Annotated in this window: 13 protein-coding genes and 7 tRNA genes; 9 read left to right on the plus strand and 11 right to left on the minus strand. The window is 50.6% G+C overall.

What is annotated here, in order from left to right; translation table 11 throughout:
* Positions 1–86: 86 nt before the first annotated feature.
* Positions 87–236, minus strand: a complete 150-nt coding sequence (gene acrZ, locus A9587_RS04430) for a multidrug efflux pump accessory protein AcrZ (RefSeq protein WP_000891515.1) — start codon at positions 234–236, stop codon at positions 87–89.
* Positions 237–364: 128 nt separating this feature from the next.
* On the opposite strand from acrZ, the gene modE reads away from it, so the two are divergent.
* The 7 genes from modE to gpmA all read left to right on the plus strand — a co-directional run bounded on the left by modE (position 365) and on the right by gpmA (position 8,167).
* Positions 365–1,153 carry a molybdenum-dependent transcriptional regulator gene (modE, locus tag A9587_RS04435; protein WP_001147452.1) on the plus strand — a complete coding sequence of 263 codons (789 nt, stop codon included), beginning with the start codon at positions 365–367 and terminating at the stop codon, positions 1,151–1,153.
* A 67-nt stretch (positions 1,154–1,220) separates the two neighbouring features.
* On the plus strand, positions 1,221–2,693 hold the full coding sequence (gene modF / locus A9587_RS04440) for a molybdate ABC transporter ATP-binding protein ModF (RefSeq protein ID WP_105263963.1): 1,473 nt from the start codon (positions 1,221–1,223) through the stop codon (positions 2,691–2,693).
* A gap of 260 nt (positions 2,694–2,953) precedes the next feature.
* Positions 2,954–3,970 (plus strand): UDP-glucose 4-epimerase GalE, encoded by a 1,017-nt coding sequence (gene galE / locus A9587_RS04445; RefSeq protein ID WP_001516015.1) that lies wholly within the window; start codon positions 2,954–2,956, stop codon positions 3,968–3,970.
* A 9-nt stretch (positions 3,971–3,979) separates the two neighbouring features.
* On the plus strand, positions 3,980–5,026 hold the full coding sequence (galT, locus tag A9587_RS04450; protein WP_000191515.1) for a galactose-1-phosphate uridylyltransferase: 1,047 nt from the start codon (positions 3,980–3,982) through the stop codon (positions 5,024–5,026).
* A 3-nt stretch (positions 5,027–5,029) separates the two neighbouring features.
* The gene (gene galK, locus A9587_RS04455) at positions 5,030–6,178 is read left to right on the plus strand and encodes a galactokinase (protein ID WP_105281898.1); all 1,149 of its coding nucleotides are present in this window, start codon (positions 5,030–5,032) and stop codon (positions 6,176–6,178) included.
* Positions 6,172–7,212 (plus strand): galactose-1-epimerase, encoded by a 1,041-nt coding sequence (gene galM / locus A9587_RS04460; protein ID WP_000931379.1) that lies wholly within the window; start codon positions 6,172–6,174, stop codon positions 7,210–7,212. The genes galK and galM overlap by 7 nt, the downstream gene beginning before the upstream one ends.
* Before the next feature lie 202 nt (positions 7,213–7,414).
* Complete coding sequence (gpmA, locus tag A9587_RS04465) at positions 7,415–8,167, plus strand: 2,3-diphosphoglycerate-dependent phosphoglycerate mutase (RefSeq protein WP_001295305.1); 753 nt, start codon at positions 7,415–7,417, stop codon at positions 8,165–8,167.
* Between the two features lie 172 nt (positions 8,168–8,339).
* Here the strand turns inward: gpmA and aroG are convergent, their stop codons facing one another.
* Positions 8,340–9,392, minus strand: a complete 1,053-nt coding sequence (gene aroG / locus A9587_RS04470; protein ID WP_001109190.1) for a 3-deoxy-7-phosphoheptulonate synthase AroG — start codon at positions 9,390–9,392, stop codon at positions 8,340–8,342.
* A gap of 315 nt (positions 9,393–9,707) precedes the next feature.
* On the opposite strand from aroG, the gene A9587_RS04480 reads away from it, so the two are divergent.
* The gene (locus tag A9587_RS04480) at positions 9,708–10,088 is read left to right on the plus strand and encodes a YbgS-like family protein (protein ID WP_105263962.1); all 381 of its coding nucleotides are present in this window, start codon (positions 9,708–9,710) and stop codon (positions 10,086–10,088) included.
* A gap of 113 nt (positions 10,089–10,201) precedes the next feature.
* Complete coding sequence (zitB, locus tag A9587_RS04485) at positions 10,202–11,137, plus strand: CDF family zinc transporter ZitB (RefSeq protein ID WP_016261826.1); 936 nt, start codon at positions 10,202–10,204, stop codon at positions 11,135–11,137.
* On the opposite strand, the gene pnuC is transcribed toward zitB, so the two are convergent.
* The 9 genes from pnuC to A9587_RS04530 form a co-directional block, all read right to left on the minus strand.
* On the minus strand, positions 11,134–11,853 hold the full coding sequence (gene pnuC, locus A9587_RS04490; RefSeq protein WP_001516011.1) for a nicotinamide riboside transporter PnuC: 720 nt from the start codon (positions 11,851–11,853) through the stop codon (positions 11,134–11,136). The two genes, zitB and pnuC, sit on opposite strands and share 4 nt — an antisense overlap.
* Before the next feature lie 37 nt (positions 11,854–11,890).
* Positions 11,891–12,934 (minus strand): quinolinate synthase NadA, encoded by a 1,044-nt coding sequence (nadA, locus tag A9587_RS04495; RefSeq protein WP_016248492.1) that lies wholly within the window; start codon positions 12,932–12,934, stop codon positions 11,891–11,893.
* Between the two features lie 265 nt (positions 12,935–13,199).
* Positions 13,200–13,275, minus strand: a tRNA-Lys gene (locus tag A9587_RS04500).
* 33 nt (positions 13,276–13,308) lie between these two features.
* Positions 13,309–13,384: transfer RNA gene (locus tag A9587_RS04505), tRNA-Lys, on the minus strand.
* A 48-nt stretch (positions 13,385–13,432) separates the two neighbouring features.
* Positions 13,433–13,508: transfer RNA gene (locus tag A9587_RS04510), tRNA-Lys, on the minus strand.
* A gap of 3 nt (positions 13,509–13,511) precedes the next feature.
* Positions 13,512–13,587 (minus strand) — tRNA-Val (locus A9587_RS04515).
* 51 nt (positions 13,588–13,638) lie between these two features.
* Positions 13,639–13,714: transfer RNA gene (locus A9587_RS04520), tRNA-Lys, on the minus strand.
* A gap of 2 nt (positions 13,715–13,716) precedes the next feature.
* Positions 13,717–13,792: transfer RNA gene (locus tag A9587_RS04525), tRNA-Val, on the minus strand.
* 35 nt (positions 13,793–13,827) lie between these two features.
* Positions 13,828–13,903: transfer RNA gene (locus A9587_RS04530), tRNA-Lys, on the minus strand.
* Between the last annotated feature and the right edge of the window lie 131 nt (positions 13,904–14,034).

The following is a 14,034-nucleotide window of genomic DNA, read 5'->3' on the forward strand; positions in this document are numbered from 1 at the left end:
TTGAGAGGTAGTTAGAAAAAATATCGGCAGGAAAAGCAGGAAGTTGAGGAAAAAGAAAATGCCCGACTGAGCGGGCATTCATGGAATCAATGATTTTGTCCGGGCTGGTCTTTTTTACCAACACCAGAAAAGATGTTGAATACTTCACCAAGACCGTAAATCAGACCCAGGATGATGGCCATCACGACAGGTACCATGATTACGGCGAATACCAGACTTTTTAATAACTCTAACATGGTCAACTCCAGATATAGTCCTGTCATTATTCTAACCGCTAAGCACAGAAAAGCACTCCCCTTTTGTGCGGTCAGCTTTGCGTGGCGCTCATTTTCCGTCACAATAAGACTTTTGCCAGGACATTGTTATGCAGGCCGAAATCCTTCTCACTCTTAAGCTTCAACAAAAGCTCTTTGCCGACCCACGCCGCATTTCGCTACTAAAGCACATCGCGCTTTCCGGTTCCATCAGCCAGGGGGCAAAAGATGCCGGTATCAGCTATAAAAGCGCCTGGGATGCCATTAACGAGATGAATCAGTTAAGTGAGCATACGCTGGTTGAGCGTGCAACGGGTGGAAAAGGCGGCGGCGGTGCGGTACTGACCCGCTATGGTCAGCGGCTGATTCAGCTTTACGATCTTCTCGCCCAGATCCAGCAAAAAGCCTTTGATGTGTTAAGTGACGATGACGCCCTGCCGCTGAACAGCCTGCTGGCAGCTATCTCACGTTTCTCACTGCAAACCAGCGCCCGTAACCAATGGTTCGGCACCATCACCGCACGCGATCATGATGACGTTCAACAACATGTTGATGTCTTACTGGCCGACGGCAAAACACGGTTAAAAGTCGCAATTACCGCGCAAAGTGGCGCGCGTCTGGGGCTGGATGAAGGCAAAGAAGTGTTGATTCTGCTGAAAGCGCCGTGGGTGAACATTACCCAGGATGACACGGTGGCCCAGGGTGCCGACAACCAATTACCGGGTATTATTAGTCATATTGAGCGCGGCGCGGAACAGTGCGAAGTATTAATGGCGTTACCAGACGGGCAAACCCTGTGCGCCACGGTGCCGGTAAATGAAGCCGCATCTCTTAAGCAAGGGCAAAATGTCACGGCTTACTTTAACGCCGACAGTGTGATTATCGCCACGCTGTGTTAAGCGTGTTGACAATTTGTTATGAAACACGTATCCCTGTCAGTAATCGCTGCACAAAATGGGATACAAAATGTCATCGTTGCAAATTTTGCAAGGCACGTTTCGTCTTAGCGACACAAAAACGCTGCAATTGCATCAGCTAAATTTAAACGCGGGTGATAGTTGGGCGTTTGTCGGTTCTAACGGTAGCGGGAAGTCGGCGCTGGCTCGCGCGCTGGCAGGTGAACTTCCGCTATTGAAAGGCGAACGGCAAAGCCAGTTTTCCCACATCACTCGTCTCTCCTTCGAGCAATTGCAAAAGCTCGTCAGCGATGAATGGCTGCGTAATAACACCGATATGCTCAGCCCTGGCGAAGATGACACCGGGCGCACCACGGCAGAGATCATTCAGGATGAAGTTAAGGATACTCAGCGTTGCGCTCAACTGGCGCAACAGTTCAGCATTACCGCTCTCCTCGACCGACGTTTTAAATATCTTTCTACTGGCGAAACGCGCAAAACCCTTTTGTGTCAGGCGCTGATGTCGGAGCCTGACTTGCTGATTTTAGATGAACCGTTCGATGGTCTTGATGTTGCCTCACGTCAGCAACTGGCAGAACTACTCGCTTCGTTACATCAGTCAGGGATTACTCTGGTATTGGTACTCAATCGCTTCGATGAGATCCCGGAATTTGTCCAGTTTGCCGGTGTGCTGGCGGATTGCACATTAACGGAAACTGGCGCTAAAGAGGAACTGCTCCGGCAGGCTCTCGTCGCCCAACTGGCACACAGTGAGCGGCTTGATGGCGTGCATCTACCAGAGCCGGATGAGCCTTCAGCACGTCACACCTTACCCGCCAGCGAACCACGAATTGTACTAAACAACGGCGTGGTTTCTTATAACGATCGCCCTATTCTTAACAACCTTAGCTGGCAGGTGAATCCTGGTGAACACTGGCAAATTGTCGGGCCAAATGGCGCGGGAAAATCGACGTTATTAAGCCTGATTACTGGCGATCATCCGCAAGGTTACAGCAACGATTTGACGCTTTTCGGACGGCGTCGCGGCAGCGGTGAAACCATCTGGGATATCAAAAAGCATATCGGTTACGTCAGCAGTAGTTTGCATCTGGATTACCGCGTCAGTACTACCGTGCGCAACGTGATCCTTTCTGGTTATTTTGATTCCATTGGCATTTATCAGGCCGTTTCAGATCGCCAGAAAAAACTGGTGCAACAGTGGCTGGATATTCTCGGCATTGATAAACGCACCGCTGACGCGCCCTTCCATAGTCTTTCCTGGGGACAGCAGCGTCTGGCGTTAATCGTGCGGGCGTTGGTGAAGCATCCTACATTGCTTATTCTCGATGAACCTTTACAAGGGCTTGACCCGCTGAATCGCCAGCTTATCCGCCGTTTTGTGGATATACTGATTAGCGAAGGTGAAACGCAGTTGTTGTTTGTTTCGCACCACGCTGAAGATGCACCAGCCTGTATTACCCATCGGCTGGAGTTCGTGCCGGATGGCGACCTCTATCGCTATACGCTGACAAAAATAAGCTAAGTCTGTAATGCTGACTGTGCCGGATGCGGCGTAAACACCTAATCCGGCCTACGGTTAGACACATCCAGGCATGAAAACACCTCTTTTTTCAGATAAAAGACGCAATCATTCACCAACTCTCTGTTTTATAATCGCTTAATCGCACATAAAAGATGGCTAAATTCTTGTGTAAACGATTCCACTAATTTATTCCATGTCACACTTTTCGCATCTTTGTTATGCTATGGTTATTTCATACCATAAGCCTGATGGAGCGAATTATGAGAGTTCTGGTTACCGGTGGTAGCGGTTACATTGGAAGTCATACCTGTGTGCAATTACTGCAAAACGGTCATGATGTCATCATTCTTGATAACCTCTGTAACAGTAAGCGCAGTGTACTGCCTGTTATCGAGCGTTTAGGCGGCAAACATCCGACATTTATTGAAGGCGATATTCGCAACGAAGCGTTGATGACCGAGATCCTGCACGATCACGCTATCGATACCGTGATCCACTTCGCCGGGCTGAAAGCCGTTGGCGAGTCGGTACAAAAACCGCTGGAATATTACGATAACAACGTCAATGGCACCCTGCGTCTGATTAGCGCCATGCGCGCCGCGAACGTCAAAAACTTTATCTTCAGCTCCTCCGCCACCGTCTATGGCGATCAACCCAAAATTCCTTACGTTGAGAGCTTCCCGACCGGCACACCGCAAAGCCCTTACGGCAAAAGCAAGCTGATGGTGGAACAGATCCTTACCGACCTGCAAAAAGCCCAGCCGGACTGGAGCATTGCTCTGCTGCGCTACTTCAACCCGGTTGGTGCGCATCCGTCGGGCGATATGGGCGAAGATCCGCAAGGTATTCCGAATAACCTGATGCCATATATCGCCCAGGTTGCTGTAGGCCGTCGCGACTCTCTGGCTATTTTTGGTAACGATTATCCGACCGAAGATGGCACTGGTGTTCGCGATTACATCCACGTAATGGATCTGGCGGACGGTCACGTCGTGGCGATGGAAAAACTGGCGAACAAGCCAGGCGTACACATCTACAACCTCGGTGCAGGCGTAGGCAGCAGCGTGCTGGACGTGGTTAATGCCTTCAGTAAAGCCTGCGGAAAGCCGGTTAACTATCATTTTGCACCGCGTCGTGCGGGCGACCTCCCGGCCTACTGGGCGGATGCCAGCAAAGCCGACCGCGAACTGAACTGGCGCGTAACGCGCACACTCGATGAAATGGCGCAGGACACCTGGCACTGGCAGTCACGCCATCCACAGGGATATCCCGATTAAGGAACGACCATGACGCAATTTAATCCCGTTGATCATCCACATCGCCGCTATAACCCGCTCACCGGGCAATGGATTCTGGTTTCACCGCATCGCGCAAAGCGCCCCTGGCAGGGGGCGCAGGAAACGCCAGCTAAACAGGTGTTGCCTGCGCACGATCCTGATTGCTTCCTCTGCGCAGGTAATGTGCGGGTTACAGGCGATAAAAACCCCGATTACACCGGGACTTACGTTTTCACCAATGACTTTGCGGCATTGATGTCTGACACGCCAGATGCACCAGAAAGCAACGATCCGCTGATGCGTTGCCAGAGCGCACGTGGCACCAGCCGGGTGATCTGCTTTTCACCGGATCACAGTAAAACGCTGCCAGAGTTAAGCGTTGCCGCGTTGACGGAAATCGTCAAAACCTGGCAGGAACAAACCGCAGAGCTGGGAAAAACGTACCCGTGGGTGCAGGTGTTTGAAAACAAAGGGGCGGCAATGGGCTGCTCGAACCCGCATCCGCACGGACAGATTTGGGCAAATAGCTTCCTGCCTAACGAAGCTGAGCGCGAAGACCGCCTGCAAAAAGAATATTTCGCCCAACAGAAATCCCCCATGCTGGTGGATTATGTCCAGCGTGAACTGGCTGATGGTAGCCGTACCGTTGTTGAAACCGAACACTGGTTAGCCGTGGTGCCTTACTGGGCTGCCTGGCCGTTCGAAACGTTGCTGCTGCCCAAAGCCCATGTTCTGCGGATCACCGATTTGACCGACGCCCAGCGCAGCGATCTGGCACTGGCGTTGAAAAAGCTGACCAGTCGTTATGACAATCTTTTCCAGTGCTCCTTCCCTTACTCGATGGGCTGGCACGGTGCGCCGTTTAATGGCGAAGAGAACCAACACTGGCAGTTGCACGCGCACTTTTATCCCCCTCTGTTACGCTCTGCCACCGTGCGTAAATTTATGGTCGGTTATGAAATGCTGGCAGAAACCCAGCGAGACCTGACAGCAGAACAGGCAGCAGAGCGTTTGCGTGCAGTCAGCGATATCCATTTTCGCGAATCCGGAGTGTAAGAAATGAGTCTGAAAGAAAAAACACAATCTCTGTTTGCCAACGCATTTGGCTACCCTGCCACTCATACCATTCAGGCGCCTGGCCGCGTGAATCTAATTGGTGAACACACCGACTACAACGATGGTTTTGTTCTGCCCTGCGCGATTGATTATCAAACGGTGATTAGCTGTGCGCCGCGTGATGATCGCAAAGTACGCGTTATGGCTGCCGATTATGAAAATCAGATTGACGAGTTTTCTCTTGATGCGCCCATTGTCGCGCATGACAGCTACCAATGGGCCAACTATGTCCGTGGCGTGGTGAAACATCTGCAACTGCGCAATAACAGCTTTGGTGGCGTGGACATGGTGATCAGCGGCAACGTGCCGCAGGGTGCCGGGTTAAGTTCTTCCGCTTCGCTGGAAGTCGCAGTCGGTACTGTATTGCAACAGCTTTACCATCTGCCGCTGGACGGCGCACAAATCGCGCTTAACGGTCAGGAAGCTGAAAACCAGTTTGTGGGCTGTAACTGCGGGATCATGGATCAGTTGATTTCCGCTCTGGGCAAGAAAGATCATGCATTATTGCTCGACTGCCGCTCACTGGGGACTAAAGCTGTTTCCATGCCGAAAGGTGTGGCGGTGGGGATTATCAACAGTAACTTCAAACGCACTCTGGTCGGCAGCGAATACAACACCCGCCGTGAACAGTGTGAAACCGGTGCGCGTTTCTTCCAACAGCCAGCCCTGCGCGATGTCACCATTGAAGAGTTCAACGCCGTAGCGCATGAACTGGATCCGATCGTCGCAAAACGCGTGCGTCACGTTCTGACCGAAAACGCCCGTACCGTTGAAGCTGCCAGCGCGCTGGAGCAAGGCGACCTGAAACGTATGGGTGAGTTGATGGCGGAGTCTCATGCCTCTATGCGCGATGATTTCGAAATCACCGTACCGCAAATTGACACCCTGGTAGAAATCGTAAAAGCAGTGATTGGCGACAAAGGGGGCGTGCGCATGACCGGTGGTGGGTTTGGCGGCTGTATTGTTGCGCTGATCCCGGAAGAACTGGTGCCTGCAGTACAGCACGCTGTTGCTGAACAATATGAAGCAAAAACAGGCATTAAAGAGACTTTTTACGTGTGTAAACCATCACAAGGAGCAGGACAGTGCTGAATGAAACTCCCGCACTGGCACCCGATGGTCAGCCGTACCGACTGTTAACTTTGCGTAACAACGCAGGGATGGTAGTCACGCTGATGGACTGGGGTGCAACTTTACTTTCCGCCCGTATTCCGCTTTCCGATGGCAGCGTCCGCGAGGCGCTGCTCGGCTGTGCCAGCCCGGAATGCTATCAGGATCAGGCCGCATTTCTGGGGGCCTCTATTGGTCGCTATGCCAACCGTATCGCCAATAGCCGTTATACCTTTGACGACGAAACTGTAACGCTGTTGCCAAGTCAGGGTGTCAACCAGCTACACGGCGGCCCGGAAGGATTCGATAAACGTCGCTGGCAGATTGTAAATCAGAACGATCGTCAGGTGCTGTTTGCCCTGACTTCAGAAGATGGCGATCAGGGCTTTCCGGGTAATCTCGGCGCGACGGTGCAGTATCGTCTGACCGATGATAACCGTATCTCTATCACCTATCGCGCCACGGTTGATAAGCCTTGCCCGGTGAATATGACTAACCACGTCTATTTCAACCTCGACGGTGAACAGTCTGACGTGCGTAATCACAAGCTGCAGATTCTGGCTGACGAATATCTGCCGGTAGATGAAAGCGGTATTCCGCACGACGGACTGAAATCTGTTGCCGGTACGTCTTTTGATTTCCGCAGCGCCAAAATCATCGCCAGTGAGTTTCTTGCCGACGAAGATCAGCGCAAAGTGAAAGGTTACGATCACGCGTTCTTGTTGCAGGCCAAAGGCGATGGCAAGAAAGTGGCAGCGCATGTCTGGTCAGCAGATGAGAAATTGCAGCTTAAGGTCTACACCACCGCTCCGGCTTTGCAATTTTACTCCGGCAACTTCCTTGGCGGCACACCCTCGCGGGGAACTGAACCTTACGCCGACTGGCAAGGTCTGGCGCTGGAAAGCGAGTTTTTGCCGGACAGCCCGAACCATCCTGAATGGCCGCAGCCGGACTGTTTCTTACGCCCAGGCGAAGAGTATTCCAGCCAGACGGAATATCAGTTTATTGCACAGTGACTTCAAGCCCTCAATATGAGGGCTTTCTCATCGTATCGTTCATCTTGCCAGCAAATGAAGACATATTTGCAACTCAATATTCACAACAACCTTACACTGCGACACTATTTTCGCTATGGTTATGCGTAAGCATTGCTGTTGTTATCCCACGGCAATATAATGAGAATTATTATCATTAAATAATGATTTGAGGAGTAAGTATATGGCTGTAACTAAGCTGGTTCTGGTTCGTCATGGCGAAAGCCAGTGGAATAAAGAAAACCGTTTCACCGGTTGGTACGACGTGGATCTGTCTGAGAAAGGCGTAAGCGAAGCAAAAGCAGCAGGCAAGCTGCTGAAAGAGGAAGGTTACAGCTTTGACTTTGCTTACACCTCTGTGCTGAAGCGCGCTATCCATACTCTGTGGAATGTGCTGGACGAACTGGATCAGGCATGGCTGCCCGTTGAGAAATCCTGGAAACTGAACGAACGTCACTACGGTGCGTTGCAGGGTCTGAACAAAGCGGAAACCGCTGAAAAATATGGCGACGAGCAGGTGAAACAGTGGCGTCGTGGTTTTGCGGTAACTCCGCCGGAACTGACTAAAGATGATGAGCGTTATCCGGGCCACGATCCGCGTTACGCTAAACTGAGCGAAAAAGAGCTGCCGCTGACGGAAAGCCTGGCGCTGACCATTGACCGCGTGATCCCTTACTGGAATGAAACCATTCTGCCACGCATGAAGAGCGGTGAGCGCGTGATCATCGCGGCACATGGTAACTCCCTGCGTGCGCTGGTGAAATATCTCGATAACATGAGTGAAGAAGAGATCCTTGAGCTGAATATCCCGACTGGCGTACCGCTGGTGTATGAGTTTGACGAAAACTTCAAACCTCTGAAACGTTATTACCTGGGTAATGCTGACGAGATCGCGGCGAAAGCAGCGGCCGTTGCGAACCAGGGTAAAGCAAAGTAAGCGTAATCCGTTGAAAAAATGAGAAAGCCGACTGCAAGTGAGTCGGCTTTTTTTGTTTTTGCACAAGGCGTACGTAACTGACAACGGAGCACATTGCCTGATGCGACGCTACGCGTCTTATCAGGCCTACAAACGTACAGTCATGGCGATTCGCAGGTCGGGACTATAAACCTTATCCGCGACGTGCTTTTACGGCGTTCGCCAGTTGACGTAACAGAGAGTCGGTATCTTCCCAGCCAATGCAGGCATCGGTGATGCTCTTGCCATAGGCCAGCGGCTCACCGCTTTCCAGACTCTGGTTCCCTTCAACCAGGTGACTTTCCACCATCACGCCAATAATGGCATTTTCACCACCGGCAATCTGCTGGCAAACGTCAGCGCAAACTTCCATCTGCTTTTTGAATTGTTTGGACGAATTTGCATGGCTGAAATCAATCATCACCTGCGCCGGTAAACCCGCTTTTTTCAGCCCTTCTTTCACTTCAGCAACGTGTTTCGCACTGTAGTTAGGCTCTTTACCGCCGCGCAGAATGATATGGCAATCGCCGTTACCGCTGGTATTCACAATTGCCGAATGACCCCATTTGGTCACTGACAGGAAGCAGTGTGGCGCACCAGCAGCATTAATGGCATCAATAGCCACTTTAATCGTGCCATCGGTGCCATTTTTGAATCCTACCGGGCAAGAAAGACCAGACGCCAGTTCACGGTGAACCTGCGATTCGGTTGTACGTGCGCCAATTGCGCCCCAACTCATCAGGTCGGCCAGATACTGCGGGGTGATCATATCGAGAAACTCACCTGCTGCTGGCAGGCCACTATCGTTAATGTCGAGCAGCAATTTACGAGCAATGCGCAAACCGTCGTTGATCTGGAAGCTGTTATCCATATGCGGATCGTTGATCAACCCTTTCCAACCCACTGTCGTACGCGGCTTTTCAAAATAGACACGCATGACGATTTCCAGCTCGTCTTTCAGCTCTTCACGCAGCGCCAGCAAGCGGGTTGCATACTCTTTAGCGGCTACAGGATCATGAATTGAACAAGGGCCAATCACCACTAACAGGCGATCATCATTACCTTTCAGGATCTTGTGGATCGCTTTACGGGCATGGGCAACCGTATTCGCGGCATTTTCGGTAGCGGGGAATTTTTCCAGCAGTGCGACGGGCGGAAGTAACTCTTTGATTTCTTTGATGCGTAAATCGTCGTTCTGATAATTCATGTCTGTTCCAGAGTTGCCATACTTAATTTAGTGAATGCAATAGTTCCAATCTATATCTTCCGTCAGAATGTGTAAACGGGGTTTTACACTATGAACGGAATAATCCTGGAATTAGCAAGAAAAACGCCAGATTGTCGCGAAAAACGAGATCTCACCTACAATTTCTAACTGTAACTTCTTTGTTTATTAATTTTTTCAAGATTCTCTGCTGGATTTATTCTTCTGGCTGAAATCTTAAACCATTGCCTGACAATCACCTGCAAATGCACTGTTGGAAGAGGTTATCCGACATAACGACCATAACAGGAGCATCGTATGAAAATGACAAAACTGGCCACTCTATTTCTGACTGCCACTCTTAGTCTTGCCAGCGGAGCTGCACTGGCTGCCGATAGCGGCGCACAAACTAATAACGGCCAGGCAAACGCTGCGGCTGATGCGGGCCAGGTTGCCCCAGATGCCCGTGAAAATGTCGCGCCAAATAACGTCGATAATAGCGGGGTTAATAGCAACTCGGGCAGCACCATGCTGCACCCGAACGGTTCATCAATGGATAATGATGGCATGACCAAAGATGAAGAGCACAAAAATACGATGTGCAAAGATGGTCGCTGTCCGGACATCAATAAAAAAGTCCAAACCGGTGATGGCATCAACAATGATGTCGATACCAAAACCGACGGTACAACACAGTAATCCTGCAATAAAGCCAATACAGGGAGAGCGGAGTCTCTCCCTTTTAATTTTTCCCTTCTAAAAGCAGTATGATGTCATAAAGTTAAGTGAGATTAATTAAGGGATGACTCGTCATGGCGCACTCACACACTTCCGCACATCTGCCAGAAGATAATAATGCTCGTCGCTTGTTATATGCTTTCGGCGTTACCGCCGGTTTTATGCTGGTTGAAGTTATTGGCGGCTTTCTTTCCGGTTCTCTGGCATTGCTGGCTGATGCGGGTCATATGCTGACCGATACTGCCGCCCTGCTTTTCGCCCTACTTGCCGTTCAATTTTCCCGTCGTCCCCCCACCATTCGCCATACTTTCGGCTGGCTTCGATTGACCACCCTCGCGGCGTTTGTAAATGCCATCGCCCTGGTGGTGATTACTATTTTGATTGTCTGGGAGGCGATAGAACGCTTCCGCACGCCACGTCCGGTTGAAGGCGGTATGATGATGACTATTGCCGTGGCTGGATTGCTGGCGAATGTGCTTTCTTTCTGGTTGCTGCATCGTGGCAGTGAAGAGAAAAATCTCAATGTACGCGCGGCAGCGTTGCATGTCCTGGGGGATCTGCTGGGTTCTGTCGGCGCTATCATCGCGGCGTTGATTATTATCTGGACCGGCTGGACGCCTGCTGACCCTATTCTTTCCATTCTCGTTTCACTTCTGGTTCTGCGCAGTGCCTGGCGATTATTGAAAGACAGCGTGAATGAATTACTTGAAGGTGCGCCGGTTTCGCTGGATATCGCTGAACTGAAGCGCCGCATGTGCCGGGAAATCCCGGAAGTGCGCAATGTGCATCATGTACACGTGTGGATGGTGGGCGAGAAGCCAGTAATGACGCTGCATGTGCAGGTGATCCCGCCACACGATCACGACGCATTGTTGGACAAGATCCAACACTATCTGATGGACAACTATCAGATTGAGCACGCCACGATTCAGATGGAATATCAGCCTTGTCATGGGCCGGATTGCCACCTTAATCAAGGGGTTTCCGGCCATTCACATCATCACCATTAATGAGACAGCGCGCGTGAACCTCTTTCGCGTGCGCTGTTTATCCACATCCGGCTGCCGTTCAGGGCAATAAAGGTCAGGATCAGATACTCCAGCGACATGGCATAAACCCCCTGCAAGGCGAAAATCACCACGCTGATCACGTTAATAATGACCCACAGTAACCAGTTTTCGACGTATTTACGTGTCATCAGGATCATTGCCACGATGGAGAGTACCATCATGCAGGAATCCCAGAATGGGAAGGCGTCTGGTTGCAATTCTGGCATCGCCACTTGTAGACCCAACGCTTGCATAATCATTACCGCCACGCGGGTCAGGAACGCAAATACCGGGTTGATAAATACCGTCATCAGACCAATGGCAACGACGCAAACAACCAACCAGGTTAATGCCTTCGGCAGTGGCAGCCAGCGAATTTTCAACTCGGCTTCATGCTGACTGGTTTGTCGCGACCAGGCATACCAGCCATAAATGTTAGCGGCAAAGAAAAATACCTGCAGCAGTAAGCTGGCATACAATTGAATCTGAAAGAAAATAATGCCAAACAAGGTAACGTTGATCAGACCAAAAAAGTAGTTGCTGATCTTCTCCAGGCTGGCAAGGCCAATACACAGTAACCCAGCGATCGTCCCTACCGCTTCGATCCATGAGAGATCGTAACCGCCAGTACCGATCGGTATATGAACCAGAATGTTCTGTGTGCTAAAAAAATCCATCTTTCCTCCAATGCGTAGCATGATGCCTTATTGTCAGCTATCCACGTAGTGTAGCCGCAAAATCCAGCATACGGTTGAGCGGCACCAGCGCCCTCTCTCGCAGCTTTTCATCAACATGAACCTCGTGTTTGCTTCCTCCCTGTTCTAATGCCTCTGCGATGGCCTGGAGGCCATTCATGGCCATCCACGGGCAATGCGCACAGCTACGGCAGGTTGCACCCTCGCCAGCGGTTGGCGCTTCCAGTAGCTCCTTGTCAGGCACCGCTTGCTGCATTTTGTAGAAGATCCCCCGATCCGTCGCCACAATAAGCCGTTGATGCGGCAATGTTTTCGCAGCATTGATCAACTGACTTGTGGAACCGACCGCATCGGCCATATCGACAATGGCCTGGGGTGACTCCGGATGTACCAGTATGGCAGCGTCAGGGTATTGTTTTTGTAAGCGGGTTAACGCCTGAGTCTTAAACTCATCATGAACGATGCAGGCACCTTGCCAGCATAAGATGTCTGCGCCCGTCTGTTTTTGCACGTAACGCCCCAAATGTTTGTCTGGTGCCCAGATGATTTTTTCCCCCAAACTATCCAGATGATCAATAAGTTCGACGGCAATGCTTGAAGTCACCACCCAATCTGCACGCGCTTTTACCGCAGCAGACGTGTTAGCGTAGACGACGACAGTACGATCGGGATGGGCATCACAAAATGCGTTAAATTCTTCAATGGGGCACCCGAGATCCAGTGAACATTCGGCCTTAAGTGTGGGCATCAGAATTGTTTTTTCCGGGCTGAGGATTTTGGCGGTTTCTCCCATAAATCTCACCCCAGCAACTAACAGCGTAGAAGCAGGATGCTTTGCACCAAAGCGCGCCATTTCCAGCGAATCGGAAATGCAGCCGCCGGTTTCCTCCGCCAGTTGTTGGATTTCAGGGTCGGTGTAGTAGTGGGCGACCATAACCGCATTATGTTCTTTCAGCAGGTGTTTTATTTTCTCGCGGTAATACGCTTTTTCATCAATGCTTAACGGCGTCGGCTTTGCTGGGAAAGGATAAATCGCTGCTTCAGGATCAAACATCACGCTCATTTTGCTATCTCGTTTTGCAGACTTAACATTTAAACCGATATGAAGCGTGATATCGCTATTACCGATTTCATTTGTTTTATATGCTAAACAAGATAACCGAATGGCAGGGAAAAGTCACAAGAATTACGTACGTGATATTGGATGCAACGCTTTGCGCTTATCCGACCTACATAAGGTTATTCACTCATCAAGCGTGGGAACTTACGAATTAAAATCGAGGGATGTTAAGATAGCAAAAAGGCACCTTTAGGGTGCCTTTTCACATTGGTGGGTCGTGCAGGATTCGAACCTGCGACCAATTGATTAAAAGTCAACTGCTCTACCAACTGAGCTAACGACCCCTTGCGGGATTATACTGCTTTAATCATTCAGGATGGTGGGTCGTGCAGGATTCGAACCTGCGACCAATTGATTAAAAGTCAACTGCTCTACCAACTGAGCTAACGACCCATACGGGTGTTACCTGAAAGATTTTTACTCGGTGCCAATTATTAAAATTGGTGGGTCGTGCAGGATTCGAACCTGCGACCAATTGATTAAAAGTCAACTGCTCTACCAACTGAGCTAACGACCCGAGTGGTGGGTGATGACGGGATCGAACCGCCGACCCCCTCCTTGTAAGGGAGGTACTCTCCCAGCTGAGCTAATCACCCGATACTGCGCTGGATACTACTAACTGTTTCCACCTAACCCACCATAATTAGTGGTGGGTCGTGCAGGATTCGAACCTGCGACCAATTGATTAAAAGTCAACTGCTCTACCAACTGAGCTAACGACCCGGTGGTGGGTGATGACGGGATCGAACCGCCGACCCCCTCCTTGTAAGGGAGGTGCTCTCCCAGCTGAGCTAATCACCCGATACTACGCTGGATACTACAACTAACTATGCTAGTGGTGGGTCGTGCAGGATTCGAACCTGCGACCAATTGATTAAAAGTCAACTGCTCTACCAACTGAGCTAACGACCCACTTTAGTGTTGCTTTCGGTTTGTTTGATATCCCGTGGCAACGGCGGCATATATTACTGATTTCAGATTTGAGCGCAACAAAAATTTCGATGTAGATCACTCAACTGCTTATGATTCGCACGACACGACCA

The organism is Escherichia sp. MOD1-EC6162 (assembly GCF_002965125.1).
In the GTDB taxonomy this organism is placed as follows: domain Bacteria; phylum Pseudomonadota; class Gammaproteobacteria; order Enterobacterales; family Enterobacteriaceae; genus Escherichia; species Escherichia marmotae.